Here is a 24,669-nt window from a genome sequence, read left to right on the forward strand (position 1 = left end):
CGCCGCCGCAGCCGGCCGAGCCGCCGGCCCCCGGTGCCACCCCGGCACCGTCCGGCGTTCCGGGTGCGGCACCGGAGGGGCACCGCTCGACCGGCCCGGTGACCGGCCGGCCGCGGATCGGCGCCCGCCGCCCGTTCCCCACGACCCGGATGGGCCCGTGGGCCCCGGTCGCCGGTGCGGTGCTCGGCCTGTTCGCCGGCCTGGTCGTCGCGCTGCTGCTCGGCGGGGTCGCCGAGGACTTCCAGGAGCGCCTGGCGCTGGTCTTCCTGACCGTCGGCCTCGGCATGCTCGGCGCGTCCGGCGCGCTGCTCGCCGACGAGGTGCGGCTGGTGCGCCGCGGCGCGCGCGAGGCCGGCATCCGTCCTGCCTGGGTCGAGGCGACGGCGAACCTCATCAACGGCCTCACGCCGGCCCGGCTGCTCCTGCTGGCCAGCGCGTTCGTCCTCTTCCTGGCCGCCTACGTCAGCTGACAGCCCCGGGAGCAGCGCAGCGAACGCCAGCGAGCGAGGAGCGGACCGGGGCGCGGAAGCCGACCGGACATGTCGTCAGCCGAGCGCGGCTCCGGGCGTCGTCCGCGGCGTCCGGGCCGTTCACCCGTAGGCCTGGACCGCCAGGTGCACCGCCAGCCCGAGCCCGGCCACGGCGATGAGTCGGCGCAGCAGCAGCTGCGGCGCCCGGCGCACCACCGACGGGCCGAGGCGGCCGCCGACGAACAACCCGATCGCCAGCGGCAGGGCCGCCGACCAGGCGACCGGCGCCAGGACGACGAAACCGATCGAGGCCACCAGGTTGGCCAGACCGAGCACCACGTTGCGCAACGCGTTGCCCGTCGCGAGCCCCTCGCCGGTGGACAGCAGGAACATCGCCAGCATCATGACCCCGGCCGCGGCGCCGAAGTAGCCCCCGTAGATGGCGATGGCGAAGGTCCCCAGGGGCAGCCACCACGGGTCGCGGTGCGTCGGGTGTGCCGCCGCACCCTGCGCCGCGAGCTCCCGCGGTGGCCGCTGCACCAGCAGGGCGACGGCGGCGCCGGCGATCAGCCACGGCACGATCCGCTCGAAGGCCTCCGACGGCGTGAGCAGCAGCAGCGCCGCACCGGCAGCGCCACCGACCACCGCGCCGGCCGACAACCGCAGCAGCCGCCGGCTCTGCCCGCGCAGCTCCGGCCGCGAGGCGCTCACCGAACCGACACCGTTGAGCACCAGCGCGACCGTGTTGGTCACGTTGGCCGCGACCGGGGGCAGCCCGGTCGCGAGCAGCGCGGGGTAGCTCACCAGCGACGCCAGGCCGGCGATGCTGCCGGTCAGCCCCCCGCCGACGCCGGCGAGCACCAGGAAGGCGAACTCCAGCGGCGTCACCCGGCGGCGTCCTCCGGGCCGGGGGCGGCCTGCAGGTCCGCGGGCACGAGCCGGCCGGCCACGAGGTCCTCGGCGACGTCGTCGACCACCCGGCCCGTGGTGATCGCGGCGGCCCGCATGGTCGCGATGGCGTCGGTGGCGTCGAGGCCGGAGGCGATGCCGACCAGTCCCATGGCCTGCCAGACGTGGGCCCGCCGGCGCGCGTCGGGCCCGTCCAGCCAGCTGCTGCCGTCGTCGGGGAACTCCGGACCGGTCACCGTGAGCGCCAGCTCCGCGGTGGCCGAGCGGGCGACCGCGTGGACGTCGCCGCGGTCCAGCTCGGGCAGCGTCGCGGGATCGCGTACGTACAGGTCGAGGACGACCAGCGGCCCCATCGGCGGGGGCAGCGGCACCGAGAGCACCCCTCGGTACGAGGTGTCGCTGCGCAGCGAGGCCCACAGCTGGGGCCAGTTGCGCTCGATGTCCTCCATCGCGAACGCGATCTCCGCGCCGTCGTCGTGGGCGCGCAGGCAGGGACCGTCGCCGATCGTGAACTGCAGGCGCTCGGCGTGCGCGGTCACCGCGTCGCTCGCGCCGATCGGCGTCCGCAGCACGCCGACGTGCAGGCTCAGGCCGGCGCCGTCGACCTCCAGGGCGCGGGCACAGGCGCGGGCGAGCCGGGCCGGCAGCAGCTCCGGGCCGGCCAGCTCCGCTGGGGAGGACGCCAGGGCCTCGTCGAAGCGTCGCGCTGCACCAGCCGTCATAGGTCCAGCTTGCCGCCCGGCCCCAGCGGCCCCGGCACCGGCCGGTCCGGGCGTGTCACCGGGTCACCAGCACCCCGATCGCGACGCAACCGAGCACGACGATCGCGCTCCGCAACACGCCCGACGGCAGCCGGCGGCCGAAGCGGGCACCCACGTAGCCGCCCAGCAGCGCGCCGGCGGCGACCAGTGCGGCGGCCCGCCAGGCGACGCGGTCGGTGGCCACCACCACGTAGGCGCCGGCGGCGACGCCGTTGACCGCGAGGGTCAGCACGTTCTTGATCGCGTTGAGCCGCTGCAGCGACTCGCGCAGCAGCAGACCGAAGACGCCGATCTGCAGGACCCCCTGGCTGGCCGCGAAGTAACCGCCGTAGCTGCCGGTCGCGTAGGCGCCGGCGAACAGCGCGGCCAGCCGGCCCGGCCCGATCCGCCCAGCCGGCGTCCCCTCCGGCCGGCGCCGGGCCAGGGCACGCTGCACCAGCGGCTGGACGGCGACGAGGACGACGGCCAGCCCGACGAGCGTCGGCACGATGGTCTCGAAGCTGCTCGCCGGCAGGTGCAGCAGCAGGAAAGCGCCGGTGAGCGCGCCGAGCACCGAGGCCGGCAGCAGCCGCACCACCAGCCAGCGCTGCCCGGCCAGCTCCCGCCGGTAGCCGAACGAACCGGCGAGATTCCCCGGCACCAGGCCCAGCGAGTTGCTGATCGTCGCGGTCACCGGCGGCAGGCCGACGGCCAGCAGCACGGGGAAGGTTACCAGCGTGCCCGAGCCGACGACGGCGTTGATGGCGCCCGCGGCCAGCCCGGCCGCGGCGACCGCGAGCATCTCGAGCACGGTCATGCGGTCATCATCGGCGAGCGTGGCACGGCGCCCGCCCGGGCCTCACGGCAGGGCGGTGACCCGCTCCAGCAGCCCGTGGTCGAGCGGGCGGTCGGCGTAGACCAGCCGGACGGCGTTCGGGTCGGGGTTGCCCGCATCCGGCCCCCGCCAGAGCAGCGACAGCCCGGCCCGCTCGGCCCGTCCGCGGGACTCGGCGTTGTGCTCGAGCAGGTAGGCGACCACGGGGCGGTCCGGGGCGACGGCGTGCGCCGCGTCGAGGGCGGCGGTCACCAGTTCGGCGGCCAGCCCGCGGCCCCACGCCGGCGGGGTGAACCGGTAGTAGAGGTTCCACCACGACATTCCCTCGCGGACGGCGCAACCACCGGTGCCGACCACCTGTCCGGGGCGCAGTCCCGGAACGTCGGCGTCGCTCCGCAGCCGGGCGGTCCAGTAGCCCAGGCCGCCGCGGGCCCAGTGCCGCTGGGAGTGCGCGATGCCCTCCGCCGTCCGCTCGGGTTTGACGTGCCGGCCCGAGGGGAGGTGCGCCCAGGTGCCGGGGTCGGACATGAGGACGAAGTGCTCGTCGAGGTCGGCGGGGACAACGGCGTCCAGATCCAGCCGTGCGGTGGTGACGTGCCTCAGGTCCATGCGCCGTCCTTCCGGCCGGCGTCGAGCAGCCGGATGACCGGGGCGCCCTCCTCGTCGGAGGCATCGAGGTCGACCTCGACGTCGAAGCCCCAGTCGTGGTGGCCGGCGGGGTCGTCGAGGATCTGCCGCACCCGCCAGACGCCGGGTTCGCCCCTGTCCCAGATGAGCAGTGCCGGGCCGCGGGCGTCGGCGCCGGTGTTCGGCTCGGCGTGCTCGGCGAAGTAGGCCTGCACCACCTCGCCCCAGCGCTCGGCGTCCCACCCGGAGCCGCGGTCGAGCTCGCCCAGGTCGTACCACCGGCGGCGGGCGAACAGCTCCACCCGGCGGAACAGCTGGTTGCGCACCATCGCGGTGAACGCCCGCTCGTTGCCGGTCAGCGGCCGGGGGCGGGCCGGGACGGCGACCGGGGCCTCCAGCGGCTGGTCGGGGCTGGTCAGCTGCTCCCACTCGTCGAGCAGCGAGGAGTCGACCTGGCGGACCAGCTCGCCGAGCCACTCGACCAGGTCGGTGACCTCCTCGGTGCGCGCGGCGGCGGGGACGCCCGAGCGGAGCGCCTTGTACGCGTCGGAGAGGTAGCGCAGCACCGCGCCCTCGGCCCGGGTCAGCCCGTAGGTGCTGACCAGCTCCCGGAACGTGTAGGCGTTCTCCCACATGTCCCGGACGACGGACTTCGGCGACAGGTGCGCGTCGCGCGCCCACGGGTTGGACCGGGTGTAGACCTCCAGCGCGTGCTCGAGCAGCTCGGCCAGCGGCTGGGGATACGAGATCTCCTCGAGCAGCTCCATGCGCTCGTCGTACTCGATCCCCTCGGCCTTCATCTGCGCCACAGCCTGACCCCTGGCCTTGTTCAGCTGGGCGGCCAGGATCTGCCGGGGATCGTCGAGGGTGGCCTCGAGAACGCTGACCACGTCGAGCGCGTACGTCTCGGAGTCCGGGTCGAGCAGGTCGATGGCGGCCAGGGCGAACGTCGAGAGCGGTTGGTTGAGCGCGAAGTCCGGCGGCAGGTCGACCGTCAGCCGGTAGCGCCGCCCGTCGGGCTCCGGGGTGTCGAGCCGCTCGAGGACGCCGGCCTGCAGCAGCGAACGGGCGATGCCGATCGCCTCCCGGACGTGCCGCAGCTGGCGCGTGCGCGGCTCGTGGTTGTCGGTCAGCAGCCGCTTCATGGCGAGGAACGGGTCGCCGGGGCGGTCGACGACGTCGAGCACCATCGCCGTCGACACCCGGAAGTGGCTGGTCAGCGGCTCGGGGTCGGCATCGACCAGCCGCCGCATGGTGCTCTCCGACCACGGCACCATGCCCTCCGGTGCCTTCCGGCGGACCAGCTTGCGGCGCTTCTTCGGGTCGCCTTCGACCTTGGCGAACTGCTTGAGGTTCTCCACCTCGTGCTCGGGCGCCTGGACGACGACGGTGCCGGCGGTGTCGTAGCCGGCGCGCCCGGCCCGGCCGGCGATCTGGTGGAACTCGCGGGCGTTGAGCAGCCGGGTGCGGGTGCCGTCGTACTTGGACAGCGCGGAGAAGACCACGGTGCGGATCGGCACGTTGATGCCCACGCCGAGGGTGTCGGTGCCGCAGATGACCTTGAGCAGCCCGGCCTGGGCCAGCTGCTCGACCAGCCGCCGGTACTTGGGCAGCATCCCGGCGTGGTGGACGCCGATGCCGTGGCGGACCAGCCGCGACAGCGTCGTCCCGAAGGCCGAGGAGAACCGGAAGCCGCCGATCATGTCGGCGATCGCGGCCTTCTCGTCCTTGGTGCACACGTTGACGCTCATCAGGGCCTGCGCCCGCTCCAGCGCCGAGGCCTGGGTGAAGTGGACGACGTAGAGCGGCGCCTGCTTCGTGTCCAGCAGCTCCTGGATCGTCTCGTGCATCGGCGTGGTCGCGTACCAGTGGTGCAAGGGGACCGGGCGCTCGGCGCTGGCGACCAGCGCGGAGGGGCGGCCGGTGCGGCGGGTGAGGTCCGCGCGCAGGTCCGTGGTGTCGCCGAGGGTGGCGCTCATCAGCAGGAACTGCGCCTTCGGCAGCTCGAGCAGCGGCACCTGCCAGGCCCAGCCGCGGTCGGGGTCGCCGTAGAAGTGGAACTCGTCCATGACCATCAGGCCGGCGTCGGCGTCCGCGCCCTCGCGCAGCGCGATGTTGGCCAGCACCTCCGCGGTGCAGGCGATGATCGGTGCATCCCGGTTGACCGCGGCGTCCCCGGTGAGCATGCCGACGTTCTCCGCGCCGAAGAGCCCGCACAGGGCGAAGAACTTCTCGCTGACCAGCGCCTTGATCGGCGCGGTGTAGTAGCTGCGCCGTCCCGCGGCCAGGGCGGCGTACTGCGCGCCGGTGGCCACCAGCGACTTGCCCGAGCCGGTCGGCGTCGCGAGGACGACGTTGGCGCCGCTGACCAGCTCGATGAGCGCCTCCTCCTGCGCCGGGTAGAGCGTCGTGCCGTTCCCCTCCGCCCAGGTGGCGAAGGTGGTGAACAGCTCGTCGGGGTCGGCTCCGGTCGCCTGCAGGGCGGTGAGGTCGCGGGTGTCGTCGAGGAGGGGTGCGGCGGTCATCGTGGGGAACAGCGTGCCGGACGCGGGTTCGGTTCCCGACGAGGCGGTCGGGTTCCGGCGGCGGGTGGGCGGGTAGGCGGGGGCCGTACGCACCCGCATCCCCTGGAGGACGACGTGTCTTCGCCCCGCCCCGAGTCCCAGCCCGCGCAGCAGCAGAGCGTCCCCGGCACGCTGGGGGAGATGACGCCGAAGCCCGACCACGGCGAGGAGAGCTACCGCGGGTCCGGGAAGCTGACCGGCAAGGCCGCGGTCATCACCGGCGGCGACAGCGGCATCGGCCGCGCCGTCGCGATCGCCTTCGCCCGCGAGGGCGCCGACGTCCTGATCGCCTACCTGAACGAGCACGAGGACGCGAAGGACACCGCCCGCTACGTCGAGGAGGCCGGCCGCAAGTGCGTGCTGGTCGCCGGTGACCTCGCCGACCGGGCGCACGCCAAGACGCTCATCCCGAAGGCCGTGGAGGCGTTCGGCAGGGTCGACGTCCTGGTCAACAACGCCGCCTTCCAGATGAGCTACGAGTCGCTGGAGGAGGTGCCGGACGAGGAGTGGGACCACACCCTGGCCACGAACCTGTCGGCGATGTTCACCCTCTGCAAGGACGCCATCCCGCACATGCAGCCGGGCGCCTCGATCATCAACTCGTCGTCGGTGAACTCCGACTCGCCGAGTCCGCAGCTGGCGCCCTACGCGATGACCAAGGCGGCGATCGCCAACTTCACCGCCAGCCTGGCCCAGATGTACGGCGAGAAGGGCATCCGGGCCAACAGTGTCGCCCCCGGCCCGATCTGGACGCCGCTGATTCCCTCGACCATGCCCGAGGAGAAGGTGGAGAGCTTCGGCGGCGACACCCCGCTGGGCCGCGCCGGGCAGCCGGCCGAGCTGGCGCCGGTGTACGTGCTGCTGGCCAGCGACGAGGCCTCCTACGTCTCGGGCGCCCGGGTCGCGGTCACCGGCGGCCGGCCCATCCTCTGAGGCGCTCGGAGATGATCAGGTGAGCTGGTCGTTTCGGCTCCGGGCTCACAACTGGTCGCGAGCCCGGACCGTGCACGATCAGCTCACCTGATCGCCGCGGCGAGGGCGGAGACGTCGGCCGGGCCGACCCGGCAGCAGCCGCCGATCAGCCGTGCGCCGGCGTCCACCCAGGCCAGGACGTCCGCGGGGTCGACGCCGCCGGCGCCGGTCCAGCGGCGGGCGGCGGCGTCCCACCCCTCGCCGCTGTTCGGGTAGGCCACCAAGGGCTTGCCGGCTCGTGCGGCGGCGGCCAGGGACGGGCCGACGGCGGACGGCGCGGTGCAGTTGACCCCGACCGCGACCACCGCCTCGACGCCGTGGGCCATCGCGAAGACGTCAGCGGCCGGCTCCCCGCGGCGGGTGCGGACGGCGCCCTCGTCGTCCACCACCGTGGTGAGCGAGAGCCACACCGGCAGGCCGAGCAGGTCGGCCTCCTCGAGCAGCGCCTCGGCCTCGGCGGCCGCGGGCACCGTCTCGCAGGCCAGGACGTCGGCACCGGCCTCGGCCAGCCACTGCATCCGCGGCCGGTGCCACTGCCGGAGCCGGTCGACGCCGAGCTCGCCGGCGTAGCCGCCGGTGTACTCGGAGCCGTCCGCGAGCGCCGCCCCGTACGGACCGACCGACCCTGCGACCCACGACTCCGGTGCCCCGCGCCCGGCCAGCTGCACCGAGCGGACGACGAGCCGCCGGGCCTCCGCCGCGTCCAGCCCGACCGCGGCCAGGCCCTCGATCGAGACCTGGTAGCTGGCCGTCGTCGCCACCTGGGCGCCGGCGGCGGCGAAGGCGGCGTGCGCGGCGACGACCGCCTCCGGGTCGTCGTACAGCAGCCGCGCCGACCACAGGGCCGAGGACAGGTCGTGCCCCTGCACCTCCAGCTGGGTGGCCAGGCCGCCGTCGAGCACCACCGGCCCGGCGGCCAGGGCGGTGGCGAGGGGGAGATCGGGCATGCTCCCGATCGTCCACCCGGCTCGCACTGCGCAGGCCCCCGCGGGATCGGCGCATGGTGTTCATCTGGAGCAGCGGCTGGGGTCCCCGTCGGCGCGGGCCGGGCTACGGCCGGACGTACCGACGGCACTACGGCCCGGGTTACGGCTACCGGCGCCGGAGGCAGGACCACGACGGTTCGTGCCTGCGCGACCTGCTGTTCCCCAACACCGGCTGCTGCCTGGCCGACCCGATCGGCTGCCGTGTCGACGGGCTCTTCCTCGTGCCGACCACCGTGCGGCGCCTGCACGCCTCCGGCACCGGGCGACGGGGGACGCGGGTAGGAGACCGCCCGGTGACCGCCGTCCGCGTCTACCAGCGCGAGGTCGGCCCGCGCCGCCCGCCGTCCGGCCGGCCCGGCGCGGCCGGCGGAACGACCCCGTGGCGGCCGCGGCCTGAGGCCGGTCAGCCGCGCGGCCGCGTGGCCGCGACGGCGACGACCAGCGGCACGACGCCGAGGAAGGCCGTGCTGTACAGCGCCCCCAGAAAGGTCGCCACGCCGCCGGTGGACTCCAGCAGCGCCCAGCCGAGGGCGAACGGCGGCAGGGTGACGACGGCCGTGCCCAGGATGGCGCGCAGCCGCGTCCGTCGGCCGGCCCTCCGCGTCGCCAGTCCCACGGCGAGCGCCGGAACGAGAGTGAAGAGCCAGTCGAGGACCGGAATCACCGCGCCGAGGGTGTCCTCGGCCAGCGCCGCGAAGTACAGGGCGCGCCCCGCCAGGGCGAACGCCGACGCGAGGACGAACGCCCACCAGGCCGCCGGGGCCAGGCGCCCGGGCAGCGACCCCGGACGGACGAGGACGGCGGCCACCGCCAGGCAGATCAGCACCGTTGCCACCACCAGCCCGGCCGTGGACGGCGGGACATCGGCGACCTGCCAACCGGAGGTCGTCCGATCCGGGGACGGCCAGGCGACGAGGGTGCCGGCCGCCGTCGCGGCACAGGTCAGCGCGACGGCCGCGGCGGCCACCGGACCTGGCCCGGCCTGCGCGGTCGTCGTCCCCGTGTCCGTGGTCACCCAGCGCACCCTGGCACGCGCGATCACGGCCCGGTAGCCGGGACAGGACGTGTCGTCACACTGGGGACGTGCCTGCCGACGACGCCAGCGGCGACCTGCCGGTCACCGGGTCCCTCGTCGTGCCCGCCGCCGCACTGTCCTGGCGGTTCTCCCGCTCCTCGGGCCCCGGCGGGCAGGGTGTGAACACCGCCGACTCCCGGGTGGAGCTGTCGGTCGTCCCGTTGGACCTGCCCGGGCTGACCGACGCGCAGCGGCAGCGGCTTGCCGGGCGTCTGGCGGCCCGGCTGGTGGACGGCGTGCTGACCATCGCCGCCAGCGAGCACCGCCAGCAGCTGCGCAACCGGCAGGCCGCCCGCGAGCGGTTGGCCGCGGTGCTGCGCGCCGCGCTGGCCCCGCCACCTTCCACGCGGCGACGGACGAAGCCGACGCGGGGGTCGCAGGAGCGGCGGATCCAGGCCAAGAAGCAGCGCGGCGAGCTCAAGCGCTCCCGCCGCCGCTGGGACCAGGGGTAGCCGGACCCTCGTGCTCTGCCCACCGTGGTGGGCAGAGCACGAGCTCCTGCAGGAGCAGACGGCGGGGCGGACATCAGGCACCGGCGAGCTCGGCGCGCCGCCGCTGCGGGAAGGCCCGCTCGACGGCGGTGCCGGTCAGCGCGACCGCCGCCTCGTACGCGGCGGCGGACTCGACGTACCGGCCCAGCCGGGGCAGCAGGTCGGCGCGGACGGCGGGCAGCAGGTGGGCCACGTCATCCATCACCGCACGGGGGTCCGCCTGCGGAACGCGGTGTCGATCCGAGCCTGCGGCCCAGCGACGCCGACATCCGCGTAGGTGGGTCAAACCTTGATGACCCGGAGCGAGGAGTGGGCGGTCGCGATCTGGTCGAAGTCCCCGTCCTGCGTCACCACCGGCAGCCCGTGCACGACGGCGGTGGCTGCGATCAACGCGTCGGTGAGCCTGACCGTGCGATGCACGCCCGCGCGACGGCAATCGATGACGAGCCGTGCCCACGCGCTCATGACCGCTTCACTGACTGGAATCGGGTCGGACTCCCTCGCCAGAGCGAGAGTGTCGGCCCGTCGAGCGAGGATCGTCTCGTCGACTGCGGCAAGGACGCCGAGCTCCAACTCGCCGATCGTGACGACGGACACCGCCACGCGCTCGGGCAACGGCCCGAGTGGCCTGTCCATCTCTCTGGCGATGAACACCGATGTATCGAGCAGTCCCGACGTCACAGGTCGGCCAGAGTCTCACCGGCGAGCTCGTCGAGGTCGCTCCGCAACCCGGGGTCCGCAGACCGGTGCCCGAGCTGATCCCGAAGGGCCGCCCCCGAGAGCCACCGTGTGCGACCACCGTGGGGAACGATGTCCGCGATCGGCTCTCCTCGCACGGTCAGCGTGACCCGCTCGCCCGCGCGCAAGGCGTCGATCACGCGGGCGGTGTTGTTGCGGAGGTCCCTGACTCCGACGTCCATGTGCGACAGCGTAGCACCAACCCGGATCGGATACCCCCGCTGAGACGTCCCGATGCCGGAGGCAGGAGTGGAGTCGGTTCCTGACGGCGACGCCGCTCGTCCCTTGGCCGAGCACGGTCAGCCCTGCGGCCGGCGCGCCAGTAGCCAGAGCGACAGCTCGCCGTCCGCGCTCTGCATCGCCCGGTCGACCTCGAAGCCGGCCTGCCGGAGGAACCGGACGGCCGCCCACGTCGAGACGACGGTCGCCGCGGGCAGGCCGCCGGCGTCGCAGCGCTCGAGCGCCGGCCGCAGCAGCGCGGTGCCGTAGCCGCGGCGCCGGCTGCTGGGCCGGGTGCCCAGATGCGCCAGCCACCAGTGCGGCCCGACCGGTCGGGCGGCGTCCACCTGCTCGCGGGTGCGGCGGACGGCGTCCCAGCGCGCGCCGTGGACGTGTGGCAGCTCGCGGGCCAGCGCGGCGCGCACGTCGTCCGGCAGGGGAGTGGTGCCCGGTGCGCCCCCCGGGGCCTCCCAGGCGGCGACGGCGGTGACGTCCTCGGTCACCCAGCCGGTGCCGGTCCACACCGCCCGGTGGCCGCCATCGAGCTCGGCCAGCCGGGTCAGCCGCTGCACCCGCCCGTCGTCCGGAAGCGCCCAGCGGGCCCACCGCGAGGAGGCCAGCGCGAGGGTCAACGTCGCGGCGATCCGCGGGACGTCGCGCTGCTCGGCGGGGCGGACCGACGGGGCGCCCAGGCGCACGCTCACCACGCGGTCGGCCACGACGCCAGCCTAGAGAGGGCCCAACAGCGCCCGACGGGACGGCGTGAGGTCTCCGGAACGCAGGCTCGACGCCGATGCCGCGGTCGGGAAACCGGCACCGTCGAACCTCGTCCCCGTGACCGCGACCGCCCGGCCCGGAGTGCTCGCCGGCGTGGGTCCGCGCACCCGGACGACGCAGACCCACTGCTGGCCGACATCGCCGCGGCCGACGTCGTCGTCCTGGTCGGCTCCAACCCGGCCGACACCATGCCTCCGGCGATGCAGTACTTCGATGCGAGCCGGGACTGCGGGGCCCAGCCGGGCACGTCGGCCGCCCTCACCGGCCGTTGATCATGGAGTAGTTGTCGCCCTCAGCAGCGTGTCCTCGCGTGTCGGCGGCAACACGCCCATGATCAACGCGAAGGGGGAGGAGGCGATGGCGCACGTGCATCCGCTCCCTCGGGCTCGCCGCCCGGCCAGCCCGGCTCAAGTGGGTGCACGAGGAGGGCGAGTCGGAGGTGGCCGCGGCGCGCGACCTGCTCGCCGCCCACCGCGCCGGTGCGGAGCGGGTCCTGGTGCTCGACCTGGCGGCCTACGAGCTCGGCAACGTGCTGCTGCGCGCCCTCGGTCTCCCGTCAGCCGTCGTCGCCCAGCAGCTGGAGCTGGTGCGGCAGCTCTGCGGGCCGCTGGTCCACCCCCGGCCGTCCCTGGCACGCCGCAGCGGCGGATCTGGGTGAGCGGTACGGCCTGACCTTCTCCGACGCCAGCTGGGCAGCCGCCGCCGACGCGCTCGGCTGCCCGCTGGTGAGCGCCGACCGCGCGCTCCTGGCGGCCGGTCTGGCGGTGTCGGCCACGGACGCCGCGAACCGCCTCGGCCGCGACTGACCGGACGGGTCAGGTACCGGGCGTATCGAGCTCGGCCAGCATCGCGGACACGTCGTCGTCCCGCACGAAGCCCAGCGCCATCAACCGGTGCACCAGCACGCCGCGGCGGGTCAGCCGCAGGTCGGCCGGGCGCAGCCGGGGGAGGGCCGCGCCGCCCGGCCGGGGCTGGGCCGGAGGCGGATCCAGCAGCCCGGCCCGCTGCAGCTCGGCGACGTCCTCCCGGGCGCCCCACGCCGTCCAGCCGCGCGGGTCCTCGGCCAGCGGGGTCATCGGCAGCGGCGACCGGTCCCGGCGGCCGACGCCGGCCAGCAGCACCAGCTGCCGCCAGGAGAGCCCGGCGGCCAGCCGCAGCGCGCGGTCGACGAGGGCGGCGTCCAGGTCGGGGGAGGAGGCGACCTCGGCCAGCAGATAGCCCAGGTGCCGCACCCGCCGCTCCTCGTGCGAGCCGCGGGCGGTGGCGACCACGGCCTCGGTGACCGTGTCGGCCGCCGAGCGGCCGCCTGCCCGCGGGGCGAAGAAGCCGTCGTCGCGGGCCGAACGCCCGCCGCGGGAGAGGGCGGCACCGTGCTCGACGGCGAAGGCCAGGACGGCGCCGGCGCGGGACCGCTCGCGGGACACGGGGATGCCGGCCGCCTCGTCGGCCGCCACCCGCAGGCAGCGGGCCAGCCGGTCCTCGAGCTGCACCACCGGCGCCGGGCCGGCCGGGTCGGGGTACACCAGCGCCGCCGCGGCGCGGCTCATCGAGCCGGCGACCGCGGAGCCGGCCTCGAGCAGCGCACGACCCGTGGCCGGGGAGTCCTCGGTCGCAGTCACGAAGGCGATCATCTCCGCTGCCCGGCCTCGCGTGCACGCCGGCCTCACCACAGCGGGTCAGCGCCGGTGAGCACGACGGAACACGGGATCAGCCCGGCAGCATCGGCGGGGGCCGCTGACGGCGGCCGCGCTCACCCGGCTGGGCCCGCTGCTCCGCTCGCTGATCCGCTCGCTCGGCGGCTCGCCGGCCGACCGCTTCGGCGGCGCCCGGATCACCTTCGGCAACGTCGTCGCCATGGCCGTCGGCGCCGGGATCGTGTGGACGGCCAGCCAGGTGATCGGCGCCTTCGGCGGCGTGCTGGTCAACCTGGCCTTCCGGCAGTCGTCCATGACGACCGGCACCGGCGACTCCGCCTACCTCCTGTTCATCGTCTTCTACGTGGTCTGCCTGGTGGTGACCTGGGTCGTCTGCCTGCGCCCCCAGGCCCGCATGTCCGGGGTGTGCGTCCCGCCAACCCCATGATCCACCTCCAGGGTGAGGCGCTCACGTCCTCAGCCGGTAGCCGCAATTGGCGAGGGTCTCCACCAGCGGGGCGCCCAGCGCGGCGCGCAGCCGGGTCACCGCCATCTCCACCGCGTGCCCGTCGCCCCCACCGGGCAGCACCCGCACCAGCTCCGGCCGGGACAGCACGGTGCCCGGACGGGCGGCCAGCGCCCGCAGCACCGCCATCGGGCCCGACGCCAGCTCCACCGGGCGGCCGTCGAGCAGGACGGCGTGTCCGCGCACCTGGACCTCGTGCTCGCCCACCTGCAGCACCGGGTCCCGCTCGGGCAGCCGGGCGACCACCTCGCGGGCCAGCGCCCCCAGCCGGGCACGCTCGGGCTGCACCGACGGGACGCCGGCAGCGGTCAGCGGCGCGGCGGTCACCGGCCCGACCGCCACCGGCAGGACGCCGTCCCTGAGGGCGGCGACCAGCTCGTCCCGCCGGCCCAGCTCCTCGGCGACGGCGAGCAGGCTGGCCGCCGCCGGGGCACTGGTGAAGGTCACCGCGTCCACCCCGCGGGCGACGATCGTGGCGACGAGCCGGCGCACGGGCGCGACGTCCTCGGGCAGCACCCAGCGGTAGACCGGCACGGGAAGCACCTCGGCACCGGCGCCGCGCAGGGCCTCGACGAAGTCCGGCAGCGGGTCGCCGTGCAGCTGGACGGCGATGCGGCGTCCGGCCAGCGGGCCCTCCGCGCCCGACAGCAGGTGCTCGAGCACCTCGGCCGACGACTCCGACGCCGGCGACCAGGCGTCGACCAGCCCGCCGCCGCGGATGGCACCTCGCGCCTTGGGGCCCCGGGCGAGCACCCGGCTGTCGCGCAGGTGGTGGACCAGGGGCAGGCCCCACGCGTCGGCGGCCTCCAGCCAGCCGCGGAAGCCGACGCCGGTCGTCGCCACGACCAGGTCCACCGGCTGCGCCAGGACGGCGCGGGTCGCGGCGACCAGCTCGGCGTCGTCGGCCAGGGGCACGATGCGGATGGCCGGCGCGTAGACGACCCGTGCTCCGCGGCGCTCCAGCAGCGTCCCGAGCTCCTCGCGACGACGGGCCGCGGTCACGGCGACGGTGTAACCGACGAGGGGCGACGGCTCGGTCTGCGGTGCGGCATCGGTCACGGGATCCCCCTCGTCGGGCGCGGCACGGTGGCCGGTCCGCGCGCGGTCCGGCGTCCCCATGGTGCGTCGTCCTCGTTGCGAGGATGTGTCCTCGCCGCAGCGTGCGTGTTCCACCTCGTGCGCCCTGGGAAGCCGGGAAGGGGCGCCGCTCAGCGCAGCCGCCGGCGCCCGCCGGCCGTGCGGCGGCCCCGGAGGTGGCGGGTCACCGGGCCGCAGCGGCCCACGTCGGCACCGGACCCCCACTGCCGACGACGAGCCCGCGGCTGGCCAGCAGGCGCAGGTGGGCGTCGGTCTCGGTCACCGCGAAGATCCGCATCCGCCGCTCGTACTGGTCCCAGGGGCGGGACCAGGTCAGGTGGCCGGCCAGTTGCCACGGCGTGCTGCGCGGATGGGTCCGGACGGCGGTCAGCAGTTCGGTCAGCCGGTGCTCGTGGTGGACGCGCAGCTGCGCGGTCCGTTCGGCCAGCCCGCGGAAGCGCCACTCGTGCGCGGGCAGCACCTCGGTCGGCTCCCGGTCCGACACGCGCTCCAGGGAGTCGAGGTAGGCGTGCAGGGGGTCGGCGATGCCGTCGTGGGTCGTCGAGATGTTCGGGCTAATCCGCGGCAGCACGTGGTCACCGGAGAAGAACAGCCTCGTCCGCTCCTCGGCGAAGCACAGGTGGCCGGGGGTGTGGCCGGGGGTGTGCACGGCGCGCAGGCGCCAGCCCGGCAGGGCGGCCGGATCGCCGTCCCCGAGCAGCCGGTCGGGCACCGCCATGCGCGTGAACGGCGCGAAGCGCTCGGCGGGGCCGACGTCCGCGGCGGCCTCGTCGGGATCGGCCCCCAGCGAGACGAGGAAGGCCGCCTCCGCGGCCACCGAGGCGGCCGGGTCGCGGTGGACCGGTGAGCCGATGATCGCCGCGTCCGCCGGGTGCATGGCCACCCAGGCCCCGGAGGCCTGGCGCACCCGCTCGGCCAGGCCGACGTGGTCGAAGTGGAGGTGGGTGACCAGGACCCCGCGCACGTCGGCGACCCCGGCGCCGATCGAGGCCAGGCCCTCGCCGAGCGCGGCCCACGCCTGGTCGTTCCCCCAGCCCGTGTCGAGCAGGCCCAGCCCACCGCCGTCGAGCGCCAGCGCGTAGACGCTGACGTAGCGCAGTCCGCCGTGCGGGATGGGCACGGGGATCGACCACAGATCGGCGCGCAGTTGCTCCACGGGCGGCAGCGACCGCGCCTGCCAGGCCTCGTGCTGAGCGGTACCGGTGATATCCACGCCCGGCACTCTGTCAGGCGACCGGCTGCGACCATGGGACCGTGCCGCCGTCCGGTCCCCCCGCTCCCGTCTCCGCCGTCCCCCGCCGGTGGCGGTTGCTGTGCGCCGCGGTCGCCGCCGTGGTGGCCGCCGTCCTGGCCTACGTCGGGGTGACGCTGCCGGACAACGCCACCGGCGTCGCGAGGTTCACCGTGGCCGACCAGGTGGCGATCGTCGGTCTCGGCCTGGTGTTCGGCGCCGGGATCTTGGCCCTCGGCCGCCCCCGGGTGGACGCCGACGCCGCCGGCATCCGGGTGCGCAACCTGCTCGGCCAGCAGGAGCTGCCGTGGTCGGCGGTGCAGGCCGTCCGGTTCGACCGGCGGTTCCGGTGGGCGACGCTGCTGCTGACCAACGACGACGAGTTCGCCGTGCTCGCCATCCAGGGCGCCGACGGGGACCGCGCCGTCGATGCCGTCGAGGGGCTGCGGGCGCTGTTGGCCGCGGCTCGCGCGCAGCGACCGCAGCAGCCACCGCCTCCGCCGCTGCTCTACGACGAATGACGTCGCAGGCCCGGGAATGACCGCCGCTCCCGCGACGCTGTAGCATCTGCGTGCCTCCCCGCTACACGAGGCGCGCGAACCACACGAGCGGCCCCGCCCCGGGCCGCCGACCAAGAGGAGCCCGCTCCCACCTGGCGCCGCCGAGGCGCCCAGGTCCCGGATCGCGGAGCCCGGCCACCGGCCGGGCCCGCGCCGCGCACGAGCCCCCGGGCCCGTGCGTACCCCGGCGAGTGGGCCCCGCGAGCAGCAGCTCGCGGGGCCTTCTGCTCGTCGGCGTCCGGTGGACGAGCGAGCCCTCCCGTGCAGAAGCAGAGGAGAGGCCATCACCGAGCCCCGCATCAACGACCGTATCCGCGTCCCCGAGGTCCGCCTGGTCGGTCCCGAGGGCGAGCAGGTCGGCATCGTGCCGATCGGCGAGGCGCTGCGCCTGGCCCAGGACTCCGAGCTCGACCTCGTCGAGGTCGCGCCCATGGCCCGGCCGCCGGTCGCCAAGCTCATGGACTACGGAAAGTTCAAGTACGAGTCCGCCCAGAAGGCCCGCGAGGCCCGGCGGAACCAGGCGCTCACCGTCATCAAGGAGATGCGGCTGCGCCTGAAGATCGACCCGCACGACTACGAGACCAAGAAGGGCCACGTCGAGCGCTTCCTGCGAGGCGGCGACAAGGTCAAGATCACCGTGATGTTCCGCGGCCGCGAGCAGTCCCGGCCGGAGATGGGCTACCGGCTGCTGCAGCGGCTGGCCGCCGACGTCGCCGAGCTCGGCGTCGTGGAGTCCAACCCGAAGCAGGACGGCCGGAACATGGTCATGGTGATCGCCCCGCACCGGAACCAGGCCGCGACCGACGGCGCTCGCCGGCAGGCGAAGGCCGACCGGGCCGCCGAGGGGCAGGCCCCGCAGGCCTGAAGAAGGGCCCTCCTGCCCCCCAGCACTCGTAGAAGGACTCCGTCCTCCCCACCCCTCGCAGGCTGGGGGCGGGACCCGGGACGGGGCCGATGACCGCACCACCAGACGCACCGGCACCGGAACCGGCCGACGTCGCGGCAGTCCCCGAGGCTGCCGCGGCGTCGACGTGCCCGGCACCGCCACACACGAACGAGGACCGAGGACATGCCGAAGCAAAAGACCCACAAGGGGACCGCGAAGCGCGTGCGCATCACGGGCACCGGCAAGCTCATGCGTGAGCAGGCCAACAACCAGCACAAGTTCGAGCACAAGTCCTCGCGTCGCAAGCGCCGGCTCGACCAGGACCAGGTCATCTCCCCGGCGGACACCAAGAACATGAAGAAGCTGCTGGGCCTCTGAGCGCCCTCCGGAACGAACAGACAGGAGCCCTTCCGTGGCACGCGTGAAGCGGGCGGTCAACGCCCAGAAGAAGCGCCGGACGACCCTCGAGGCCGCCAGCGGCTACCGGGGCCAGCGGTCCCGCCTGTACCGCAAGGCCAAAGAGCAGATCCTCCACTCGGCCACCTATCAGTACCGCGACCGCAAGGTGCGCAAGGGGGACTTCCGCAAGCTGTGGATCACCCGCATCAACGCCGCGGCCCGCCAGAACGACATGACCTACAACCGGTTCATGCAGGGCCTCAAGCTCGCCGGCATCGAGCTCGACCGGCGCGTGCTGGCCGAGCTGGCCGTGAACGAGCCGGCCGCGTTCGCCGCGCTGGTGGAGACCGCCCGCGCCGCCGTCGCCGCCGCCCCCGCCGGCGGCAGCACCGGCACCGCGGCCGCCTGAGCACCCGGTCCGCAGCACGCCGACGCCGTCGGGTGCGGGTCCCCGTGACCCGCCCCGGCGGCGTCGCCGTGTGGGTCACCACCTCTCGCCCGCGAGTGCGACGAACTCGTGGTCATCAGCCGCCGATCGCCACGAGTTCGTCGCACTCGAGGGACGTCGGGGCGAGGACGACGTGGTGACCGAGCCGCTGACCGAGCGCTCGGCGCGGGTGGCCGCCGCGCGCAAGCTCACCCGCCGCGCCGGCCGGGACGCCGCCGGGCTGTTCCTCGCCGAGGGGCGGCAGGCCGTCGCCGAGGCGCTGGCCGACCCCGCGGGCGTGCGCGAGGTGTTCGCCACCGCCGAGGCGGCAGCCGAGCACCGCGACCTGCTGGCCAGGACGCCGGTGCCGGTCCGGCCGGTCACCGGGAGGGCGGCGGCGTCGTTGTCGGAGACGGTCACTCCGCAGGGGCTGGTCGCCGTCTGCGCGCTGCGCGACGTGCCGGCCGACGTCCTGGTGGGCGCACCGCCGCGGCTGACCGTCGCCCTCGCCGAGCTGGCCGACCCGGGCAACGCCGGGACCGTGCTGCGCACCGCGGACGCCTGTGGCGCCGGAGCGGTGGTGTTCGGCGCCGGTTCGGCCGACCCCTACGGCGGGAAGGCGGTCCGATCGAGCGCGGGCAGCCTGTTCCACGTCGACGTCGTCCGCGGTGCGCCGCTGGCCGGCCTGCTGCCGCGGCTGCAGGCCGCCGGCGCCACCGTCCTGGCCGCCGACGGCGGGGGAGAGACAGCGCTGGACGAGCTGGGTCCCGAGCTCGCCGGGCCGGTGGTGTGGCTGTTCGGCAACGAAGCCCGCGGCGTACCCGCCGAGCTCGCGGCGCTGGCCGACGCGCGGGTGCGCATCCCGATGCGCGGGCGCGCCGAGAGCCTCAACCTCGCCGCCGCCGCGGCGATCTGCCTCTACACCACCCAACTCGTCCAAGGCTGAACGGGAACGGGAGGGTGCCGGCCTCCTCCCGGGCACCGTCCCGAGCGTGCGAGGAATGGGGGGAGGAGGTCCTTTCTCAGCGGTCGGCGCCGGTCCGGGTCGCGTACATCCGCAGGTCGGCCGAGTGCAGCAGCGCCGGGAAGTCGGTGCCGTCCCCGGGCCAGACGCTGACGCCGATGCTGGCGCGGACGGCGACCTCCCGGTCGCGCAGCACCACCGGGCGGGCGATGACCGCGGTCAGCTCGTCGGCCACCTGACGCGCCTCGACGGCCGCGGTGGCCTCGGCGAGGCCGGTGAGCGCCACGAGGAACTCGTCGCCGCCCAGCCGGGCCAGCAGGTCGTGGCGGCGCAGCCGGCCGCGCAGCCGCTCGGCGACGGCGACCAGCAGCTCGTCCCCGGCCGCGTGGCCGAGCCGGTCGTTGACGCCCTTGAAGCCGACGAGGTCGACGAAGAGCACGGCGACCGCCTCGTCGCGGGCCCGGGCGCTCCAGAGCGCGGTCTCGACCTGCTCGGCCAGCCGCCGCCGGTTGGGCAGCCCGGTGAGCGGGTCGGTGTAGGCCAGCTCCTCGATGCGGGCCAGGTAACCGCGGGTGCGGTCGCGCTCCTGGACGAGGGCGCGCTCGGCCTCCACGCGGGCGGTGACGTCGACCTGGGTGCCGATGTAGTGCGTGACCGTGCCGTCCGGACCGGCGACCGGCGCGAGGTGCAGCTCGTTCCACCAGGGCGTCCGGTCGGGGCCGCGGTGGTTGAGCATCGTCACCCGGCACTCCTCGCCGGCCTCGACCGCCCGGCGGACGGCGGCGACCGCGGCGGGGTCGGTGTCCGGGCCCTGCAGGAACCGGCAGTTGCGGCCCAGCAGCTCCGACCTCGCCAGCCCGGCCAGCCGCTCGAAGGCCGGGTTGACGTAGACCAGCGGCTGGTCGGGCTGCCGGACGTCGACGATCGACACCCCGCTCGGGGTGGCGGCCAGGGCGCCGTGCACCAGCGGGTCGCCGGTGGCGCCGACGAGCACCCCGACGTCGAACCGGTCGGCGGCGGGCGGGGCCGGCGTGGCCAAGCCGACCGCGGCCGGCCGCGGGGCGTGCGGCAGCGGCTCCTGGCGCGGCGCGACCCGCGCCAGCAGGGCGGCGGTCGCCCGGACGACGGTGTCGCGGTCGTAGGTCAGCGCGTAGGTGAACCGGCGCTCGGCGTCGGGGCCCTCGTCACCGAGGTCGCGGGCGAGCAGCGCGGCGGCGAAGTGCGGGCCGAGCACGGTGACGTCCCACTCGCCGCGGATCGGGTCCGCCGGGTCGAGCGCGGCGCCGCGCAGGCCGGGCAGCGGCTCGACCGGCAGACCTTCGCCCAGGGCGGCGACGAAACCGGTGCGCTCCACCAGGTCGCGGTAGCGCAGCGTGGTGGCCGACGTGAGGTGCCGCGCCTCCTGGAAGGTGGCGGCCACGACCGAGGCGGCCCCCAGCCGCAGCGCCTCCCGCTCCAGCTGCTTGGACAGCTCGATCAGCAGAGCCTTGGGGGCCTCGCGCAGCGGGACGTCGACCGGCAGGCAGGCGAAGGGGGAGACGTCGGCGTCCTCGGTGACGCTGTCCGGACGCTGCGAGGACAGCACGAGCGCGCCGGTGGCCGCGCCCTCGACCGGGCCGGGGTCGGGTCGGCCGAACAGCCAGCCCTGACCGAGCCTCGCGCCCAGCGCGCGGGCCATGCGCAGGTGGGCGTCGTCCTCGATGCCCTCGGCGAGCACCACGGCGCCGGTGCGCTCGGCGTGCGCGTTCACCGCGTTCATGATCTCGGCGATCGCCGGGCCGGGGCGCTCCTGGACCAGCCGCAGGTCCAGCTTGACCACGTCGGGGCGCAGCAGCGGCATGAAGGCCAGCGACAGCGCCTCGGCGCCGACGTCGTCCACCGCGACGCCCCAGCCGACGGCGCGGACCCGCTCGACGGTGCGCAGCAGCTCGGCCGGCCGGGTGGCCAGCGCCCGCTCGGTGATCTCCAGGACCACCCGCAGCCCGCCCGGTGCGGCCTGCGCGATGGCCAGCAGGTCTTCCATCGGCGCGCGGTCGAGCACCTCGGGCTCGACGTTGACGAAGAGGGTGAGCGGCGCCCGCAGGCCCGCCTCGAGGGCGCCCTGCAGCGCCGCCGTCCGGCAGGCGGCGTCCAGCTCGGCGAGGCGGCCGGCCTCGCGGGCGGCGGCGAAGAGGTGGTCGGGGCGCTCGAGCGGGCCCTGCGGCCCTCGGGCCAGGGCCTCGTAGGCGACCACGCGGCCGGTGTCGAGCTCGACGATGGGCTGGAAGACGCTGCGCACCGTCCCGTCCCGCAGGACGTCGTCGATGCTCGTGCCTGGATGGGTCGAAGAGGAAGCCACGTCCTCCCATCGGACGCTGCGGTTCCACGTTGAGCGACGCCGGGGCTCGGCTCGCTACATCGGGGGAGCCGCCGCACCGAGAGCTGCGATCTCGTGGTCATCAGCGGCTGATCGCCACAGGTTCGCAGCACTGGTCGGGCCGCACCTCAAACCCGGCAGCGGCCGGCCGGGGCGCCCGGGCAGAATGGCCTCCCGTGTCTGGCGCCAACGACCCCTACGACCCCAAGCAGGTCGCCGCCCTCTCCGCCGAGGCCCTCGATGCCGCGATCGGCGAGGCCCGGCAGGCGTTCGCCGGAGCCGGGGACCTGGAGGCGCTGGCCGCCGTCCGCCCGGCCCACCTCGGTGACCGCGCGCCGGTGCTGCTGGCCCGCCGCGAGCTCGGTGCCCTGCCGCCGGCGGCGCGGGCGGACGCCGGCAAGCGGGTCAACGCCGCCCGGGTCGCCGTCACCGAGGCCTACGAGACCCGCAGGGCCGAGCTGGAGGCCGAGCGCGACGCGCGGGTGCTGGCCGAGGAGCGGGTCGACGTCACGCTGCCGTGGGACCGGCTGCCCCGCGGCGCCCGGCACCCGCTCACCACGCTCACCGACCGGATCGCCGACATCTTCGTCGGGATGGGCTACGAGGTCGCCGACGGCCCGGAGCTCGAGGCCGAGTGGCTGAACTTCGACGCACTCAACATCGGCCGCGACCATCCGGCACGCACGATGATGGACACCTTCTTCGTCGCCCCCGAGGACTCCGGCCTGGTGCTGCGCACGCACACCAGCCCGGTGCAGGCGCGCACCATGCTCGAGCGCCGGCCGCCGATCTACGTCGTCGCTCCCGGGCGGGTGTACCGCACCGACGAGCTCGACGCGACCCACCTGCCAGTGTTCCACCAGGTCGAGGGCCTGGCCGTCGACCGGGGGCTGACCATGGCGCACCTGCGCGGCACGCTCGACCATCTCGCCCGCTCGCTGTTCGGCGCCGACGCGGTCACCCGCTGGCGGCCGTCGTACTTCCCGTTCACCGAGCCGTCGGCGGAGTTCGACGTCTGGTTCCCCGAGCACCGCGACGGCCCGCGCTGGGTCGAGTGGGGCGGCTGCGGGATGGTCAATCCGCGGGTGCTCGTCGCCTGCGGCATCGACCCCGACGAGTACTCCGGGTTCGCGTTCGGCATGGGCATCGAGCGGGCCCTGCAGTTCCGCTCGGCGGTCGGCGACATGCGGTACATCGCCGAGGGCGACATCCGGTTCACCACGGCGTTCGGAGTCGAGCAGTGAGGGTCCCCGTCGGCTGGCTGGCCGAGTACGTCGACGTCCCGTCCGGCGTCGGCGTCGAGGACCTCGACAGCACCTTCGTGCGGCTGGGCCTCGAGGTCGAGGACATCCACCGGCCCGAGGAGGTCACCGGCCCGCTCGTCGTCGGCCGGGTGCTGGCGATCGAGGAGCTCACCGGCTTCAAGAAGCCCATCCGGTACTGCCAGGTGGACGTCGGGGAGGAGGAGCCTCGGGGCATCGTCTGCGGCGCCACCAACTTCGCCGTCGGTGACGCCGTCGTCGTCGCGCTGCCCGGCGCGGTGCTGCCCGGCGGCTTCGCCATCGCCGCGCGCACGACCTACGACCACGTCTCCGACGGGATGATCTGCTCGGTCCGCGAGCTCGGCGTCGGGGAGGACCACGCCGGCATCCTCGTGCTGGGGGACGACGCCCCGCCTCCGGGCACCCCGGCCGGCCCGGTGGTCGGGCTGGACGACGTCGTCGTCGAGCTGGCGATCACGCCCGACCGCGGCTACTGCCTGGCCCTGCGCGGCATCGCCCGCGAGATGGGCACCGGCCTGGGCGTGGAGTGGCGGGACCCGGGCGCGCTCCCTCCGCCGGCCGGGTCGGGCGAACCGGCCTGGCCGGTCACCGTGGCCGACGCCGACCGCTGCGACCGCTTCTCGATGATCGCGCTGGAGGGCCTGGAGCCGACCGCGCCGACGCCGTGGTGGATGCGCCGGCGGCTCGCGCAGACCGGCGTCCGCAGCATCTCGCTGGCCGTCGACGTCACCAACTACGTGATGCTCGAGCTCGGGCAGCCGATGCACGCCTTCGACCGCGACCGGGTGAGCGGGCCGATCGTCGTCCGGCGGGCCCGGGAAGGGGAGCGGCTGACCACCCTGGACGGCGTCGACCGCCGGCTGGCCTCCGACGACCTGCTGATCACCGACGACTCGGGCCCGATCGGGCTGGCCGCGGTTATGGGCGGCGCCTCGACCGAGATCGGCGACGGGACGGCCAACGTGCTGCTGGAGGCGGCCCACTGGGAGCCGACCGGCGTGGCCCGCACCGCCCGCCGGCACCGGCTGCCCAGCGAGGCGGCCAAGCGCTTCGAGCGCGGCGTCGACCCGGAGATGACCATGGCCGCGCTGGCCCGCGCCGCCGAGCTGCTGGCCGAGTACGGCGGCGCCCGCGTCGTCGGCGCGCCGGTGGACGTCGACACCCGCGACCCGCGGCCGACGATCCCGCTCGACGCCGCACTGCCCGGCCGGGTCGCGGGGGTGTCCTACCCGCCGGAGCGGGTCGTCGAGCTGCTGGCCGCGGCCGGCTGCACCGTCGACGGGGACGGCGGCCCGCTCACGGTCACCCCGCCGTCCTGGCGCCCCGACCTCACCGACCCGGCCGACCTGGTCGAGGAGGTCGTCCGGCTCGCCGGTTACGACGACGTCCCCTCGGTGCTGCCCACCGCCCCACCCGGGCGCGGGCTGACCGACCGCCAGCGCCGGCGGCGCGCCGTCGGACGGTCGCTGGCCGAGTTCGGCTACGTCGAGGCGCCGTCCTTCCCCTTCGTGGGGACGGCGGCGCTGGACGCGCTCGGCCTGCCCGGGGACGACCCGCGCCGGCAGGTCGTGCTCGTGCGCAACCCGCTGTCGGAGGAGGAGCCGGCGCTGCGAACCACGCTGCTGCCGGGGCTGCTGGCCGCGTTGGCGCGCAACCTGGCCCGCGGCCAGCGTGACGTCGCGCTCTTCGAGCACGGCGCCGTCTTCCCGGGTGGGGAGCGCAACCCCGCGCCGTTGCCCGGCGTCGACCGGCGTCCGGACGAGGCGACACTCGCCGCGCTGCTCGGCGCGGTGCCGGACCAGCCCTGGCACGTCGCGGTGGCACTCGCCGGCAACCGCGAGCCGCGCGGCTGGTGGGGCCCCGGCCGACCCGCGGTGTGGGCCGATGCGGTGCAGGCCGCCC

General features: G+C 75.4%; 27 protein-coding genes. 12 read left to right on the plus strand and 15 right to left on the minus strand.

Annotated features, from left to right (window positions below; translation table 11 throughout):
* Positions 1 to 470: hypothetical protein (locus E4P41_RS15805; RefSeq protein ID WP_135142232.1), on the plus strand; the 470-nt coding region annotated here is incomplete at its 5' end.
* Between the two features lie 120 nt (positions 471 to 590).
* Here the strand turns inward: E4P41_RS15805 and E4P41_RS15810 are convergent.
* The 5 genes from E4P41_RS15810 to E4P41_RS15830 are packed head-to-tail and all read right to left on the minus strand — an operon-like array spanning position 591 to position 6,106.
* Positions 591 to 1,358, minus strand: a complete 768-nt coding sequence (locus E4P41_RS15810) for a sulfite exporter TauE/SafE family protein (RefSeq protein WP_135142233.1) — start codon at positions 1,356 to 1,358, stop codon at positions 591 to 593.
* On the minus strand, positions 1,355 to 2,101 hold the full coding sequence (locus E4P41_RS15815; RefSeq protein WP_135142234.1) for a hypothetical protein: 747 nt from the start codon (positions 2,099 to 2,101) through the stop codon (positions 1,355 to 1,357). The genes E4P41_RS15810 and E4P41_RS15815 overlap by 4 nt, the downstream gene beginning before the upstream one ends.
* 55 nt (positions 2,102 to 2,156) lie before the next feature.
* A complete protein-coding gene (locus tag E4P41_RS15820; protein WP_135142235.1) occupies positions 2,157 to 2,936 on the minus strand; it encodes a sulfite exporter TauE/SafE family protein in 780 nt (259 codons plus the stop codon).
* 42 nt (positions 2,937 to 2,978) lie between these two features.
* Positions 2,979 to 3,563: a GNAT family N-acetyltransferase gene (locus E4P41_RS15825; protein WP_135142236.1), complete on the minus strand. Its 585-nt coding sequence runs from the start codon at positions 3,561 to 3,563 to the stop codon at positions 2,979 to 2,981.
* Entirely contained in the window at positions 3,554 to 6,106 is a 2,553-nt protein-coding gene (locus E4P41_RS15830; RefSeq protein WP_135142237.1) for a DEAD/DEAH box helicase, read from the minus strand. Before E4P41_RS15830 ends, E4P41_RS15825 begins: the two co-directional genes overlap by 10 nt.
* Before the next feature lie 114 nt (positions 6,107 to 6,220).
* Here E4P41_RS15830 and E4P41_RS15835 point away from each other — a divergent pair, with 114 nt between their 5' ends.
* On the plus strand, positions 6,221 to 7,078 hold the full coding sequence (locus E4P41_RS15835) for an SDR family oxidoreductase (RefSeq protein ID WP_245177391.1): 858 nt from the start codon (positions 6,221 to 6,223) through the stop codon (positions 7,076 to 7,078).
* Positions 7,079 to 7,161: 83 nt separating this feature from the next.
* On the opposite strand, the gene mmuM is transcribed toward E4P41_RS15835, so the two are convergent.
* The gene (gene mmuM / locus E4P41_RS15840) at positions 7,162 to 8,064 is read right to left on the minus strand and encodes a homocysteine S-methyltransferase (protein WP_135142238.1); all 903 of its coding nucleotides are present in this window, start codon (positions 8,062 to 8,064) and stop codon (positions 7,162 to 7,164) included.
* Positions 8,065 to 8,506: 442 nt separating this feature from the next.
* Positions 8,507 to 9,118: a hypothetical protein gene (locus E4P41_RS22230; RefSeq protein WP_167761109.1), complete on the minus strand. Its 612-nt coding sequence runs from the start codon at positions 9,116 to 9,118 to the stop codon at positions 8,507 to 8,509.
* Between the two features lie 68 nt (positions 9,119 to 9,186).
* Between E4P41_RS22230 and arfB the strand changes: the two genes are divergently transcribed.
* A complete protein-coding gene (arfB, locus tag E4P41_RS15850; RefSeq protein WP_135142239.1) occupies positions 9,187 to 9,630 on the plus strand; it encodes an alternative ribosome rescue aminoacyl-tRNA hydrolase ArfB in 444 nt (147 codons plus the stop codon).
* A 73-nt stretch (positions 9,631 to 9,703) separates the two neighbouring features.
* Here the strand turns inward: arfB and E4P41_RS22235 are convergent, their stop codons facing one another.
* From E4P41_RS22235 to E4P41_RS15865, 4 genes are all read right to left on the minus strand, one after another.
* A complete protein-coding gene (locus E4P41_RS22235; protein WP_167761110.1) occupies positions 9,704 to 9,871 on the minus strand; it encodes a hypothetical protein in 168 nt (55 codons plus the stop codon).
* 80 nt (positions 9,872 to 9,951) lie between these two features.
* On the minus strand, positions 9,952 to 10,350 hold the full coding sequence (locus tag E4P41_RS15855; RefSeq protein WP_280660872.1) for a PIN domain-containing protein: 399 nt from the start codon (positions 10,348 to 10,350) through the stop codon (positions 9,952 to 9,954).
* Complete coding sequence (locus E4P41_RS15860; RefSeq protein ID WP_209307748.1) at positions 10,347 to 10,589, minus strand: type II toxin-antitoxin system prevent-host-death family antitoxin; 243 nt, start codon at positions 10,587 to 10,589, stop codon at positions 10,347 to 10,349. The genes E4P41_RS15855 and E4P41_RS15860 overlap by 4 nt, the downstream gene beginning before the upstream one ends.
* A gap of 117 nt (positions 10,590 to 10,706) precedes the next feature.
* Positions 10,707 to 11,345 (minus strand): GNAT family N-acetyltransferase, encoded by a 639-nt coding sequence (locus E4P41_RS15865; protein WP_245177392.1) that lies wholly within the window; start codon positions 11,343 to 11,345, stop codon positions 10,707 to 10,709.
* 497 nt (positions 11,346 to 11,842) lie between these two features.
* Between E4P41_RS15865 and E4P41_RS22240 the strand changes: the two genes are divergently transcribed.
* Positions 11,843 to 12,061: a hypothetical protein gene (locus E4P41_RS22240; RefSeq protein ID WP_167761111.1), complete on the plus strand. Its 219-nt coding sequence runs from the start codon at positions 11,843 to 11,845 to the stop codon at positions 12,059 to 12,061.
* A 157-nt stretch (positions 12,062 to 12,218) separates the two neighbouring features.
* On the opposite strand, the gene E4P41_RS15875 is transcribed toward E4P41_RS22240, so the two are convergent.
* Positions 12,219 to 13,022 (minus strand): hypothetical protein, encoded by an 804-nt coding sequence (locus E4P41_RS15875; protein WP_135142242.1) that lies wholly within the window; start codon positions 13,020 to 13,022, stop codon positions 12,219 to 12,221.
* A gap of 235 nt (positions 13,023 to 13,257) precedes the next feature.
* Here E4P41_RS15875 and E4P41_RS23360 point away from each other — a divergent pair, with 235 nt between their 5' ends.
* A complete protein-coding gene (locus E4P41_RS23360; protein ID WP_245177393.1) occupies positions 13,258 to 13,485 on the plus strand; it encodes a hypothetical protein in 228 nt (75 codons plus the stop codon).
* A gap of 21 nt (positions 13,486 to 13,506) precedes the next feature.
* On the opposite strand, the gene E4P41_RS15885 is transcribed toward E4P41_RS23360, so the two are convergent.
* Positions 13,507 to 14,622, minus strand: coding sequence for a uroporphyrinogen-III synthase (locus tag E4P41_RS15885; protein WP_245177394.1), 1,116 nt, complete (start codon positions 14,620 to 14,622; stop codon positions 13,507 to 13,509).
* 202 nt (positions 14,623 to 14,824) lie between these two features.
* Entirely contained in the window at positions 14,825 to 15,874 is a 1,050-nt protein-coding gene (locus tag E4P41_RS15890; RefSeq protein ID WP_209307749.1) for an MBL fold metallo-hydrolase, read from the minus strand.
* A gap of 41 nt (positions 15,875 to 15,915) precedes the next feature.
* On the opposite strand from E4P41_RS15890, the gene E4P41_RS15895 reads away from it, so the two are divergent.
* The 5 genes from E4P41_RS15895 to E4P41_RS15915 all read left to right on the plus strand — a co-directional run bounded on the left by E4P41_RS15895 (position 15,916) and on the right by E4P41_RS15915 (position 19,110).
* Positions 15,916 to 16,413: a PH domain-containing protein gene (locus E4P41_RS15895; RefSeq protein ID WP_135142245.1), complete on the plus strand. Its 498-nt coding sequence runs from the start codon at positions 15,916 to 15,918 to the stop codon at positions 16,411 to 16,413.
* A gap of 280 nt (positions 16,414 to 16,693) precedes the next feature.
* Entirely contained in the window at positions 16,694 to 17,317 is a 624-nt protein-coding gene (gene infC / locus E4P41_RS15900) for a translation initiation factor IF-3 (RefSeq protein ID WP_135142246.1), read from the plus strand.
* Between the two features lie 204 nt (positions 17,318 to 17,521).
* Entirely contained in the window at positions 17,522 to 17,716 is a 195-nt protein-coding gene (gene rpmI, locus E4P41_RS15905) for a 50S ribosomal protein L35 (RefSeq protein ID WP_135142247.1), read from the plus strand.
* Between the two features lie 34 nt (positions 17,717 to 17,750).
* A complete protein-coding gene (gene rplT, locus E4P41_RS15910; RefSeq protein WP_135142248.1) occupies positions 17,751 to 18,146 on the plus strand; it encodes a 50S ribosomal protein L20 in 396 nt (131 codons plus the stop codon).
* A gap of 175 nt (positions 18,147 to 18,321) precedes the next feature.
* The gene (locus tag E4P41_RS15915; RefSeq protein WP_135142249.1) at positions 18,322 to 19,110 is read left to right on the plus strand and encodes an RNA methyltransferase; all 789 of its coding nucleotides are present in this window, start codon (positions 18,322 to 18,324) and stop codon (positions 19,108 to 19,110) included.
* Positions 19,111 to 19,186: 76 nt separating this feature from the next.
* On the opposite strand, the gene E4P41_RS15920 is transcribed toward E4P41_RS15915, so the two are convergent.
* Positions 19,187 to 21,466 carry an EAL domain-containing protein gene (locus tag E4P41_RS15920; RefSeq protein ID WP_135142250.1) on the minus strand — a complete coding sequence of 760 codons (2,280 nt, stop codon included), beginning with the start codon at positions 21,464 to 21,466 and terminating at the stop codon, positions 19,187 to 19,189.
* A gap of 194 nt (positions 21,467 to 21,660) precedes the next feature.
* Here E4P41_RS15920 and pheS point away from each other — a divergent pair, with 194 nt between their 5' ends.
* On the plus strand, positions 21,661 to 22,728 hold the full coding sequence (pheS, locus tag E4P41_RS15925) for a phenylalanine--tRNA ligase subunit alpha (RefSeq protein ID WP_135142251.1): 1,068 nt from the start codon (positions 21,661 to 21,663) through the stop codon (positions 22,726 to 22,728).
* Positions 22,725 to 24,669: phenylalanine--tRNA ligase subunit beta (pheT, locus tag E4P41_RS15930; protein ID WP_135142252.1), on the plus strand; the 1,945-nt coding region annotated here is incomplete at its 3' end. The genes pheS and pheT, both read left to right, overlap by 4 nt.

The sequence above is a fragment of the Geodermatophilus sp. DF01-2 genome (genome assembly GCF_004571065.1).
Taxonomy (GTDB): domain Bacteria; phylum Actinomycetota; class Actinomycetes; order Mycobacteriales; family Geodermatophilaceae; genus Geodermatophilus.

Coding starts and splice junctions, on each gene's coding strand:
- E4P41_RS22235 (WP_167761110.1), bottom strand. CDS start 9,871: ATGGATGACGTGGCCCACCTGCTGCCCGCCGTCCGCGCCGACCTGCTG.
- E4P41_RS15815 (WP_135142234.1), bottom strand. CDS start 2,101: ATGACGGCTGGTGCAGCGCGACGCTTCGACGAGGCCCTGGCGTCCTCC.
- E4P41_RS15830 (WP_135142237.1), bottom strand. CDS start 6,106: ATGACCGCCGCACCCCTCCTCGACGACACCCGCGACCTCACCGCCCTG.
- E4P41_RS15825 (WP_135142236.1), bottom strand. CDS start 3,563: ATGGACCTGAGGCACGTCACCACCGCACGGCTGGATCTGGACGCCGTT.
- mmuM (WP_135142238.1), bottom strand. CDS start 8,064: ATGCCCGATCTCCCCCTCGCCACCGCCCTGGCCGCCGGGCCGGTGGTG.
- E4P41_RS23360 (WP_245177393.1), top strand. CDS start 13,258: ATGGCCGTCGGCGCCGGGATCGTGTGGACGGCCAGCCAGGTGATCGGC.
- rpmI (WP_135142247.1), top strand. CDS start 17,522: ATGCCGAAGCAAAAGACCCACAAGGGGACCGCGAAGCGCGTGCGCATC.
- E4P41_RS15860 (WP_209307748.1), bottom strand. CDS start 10,589: ATGGACGTCGGAGTCAGGGACCTCCGCAACAACACCGCCCGCGTGATC.
- E4P41_RS15820 (WP_135142235.1), bottom strand. CDS start 2,936: ATGACCGTGCTCGAGATGCTCGCGGTCGCCGCGGCCGGGCTGGCCGCG.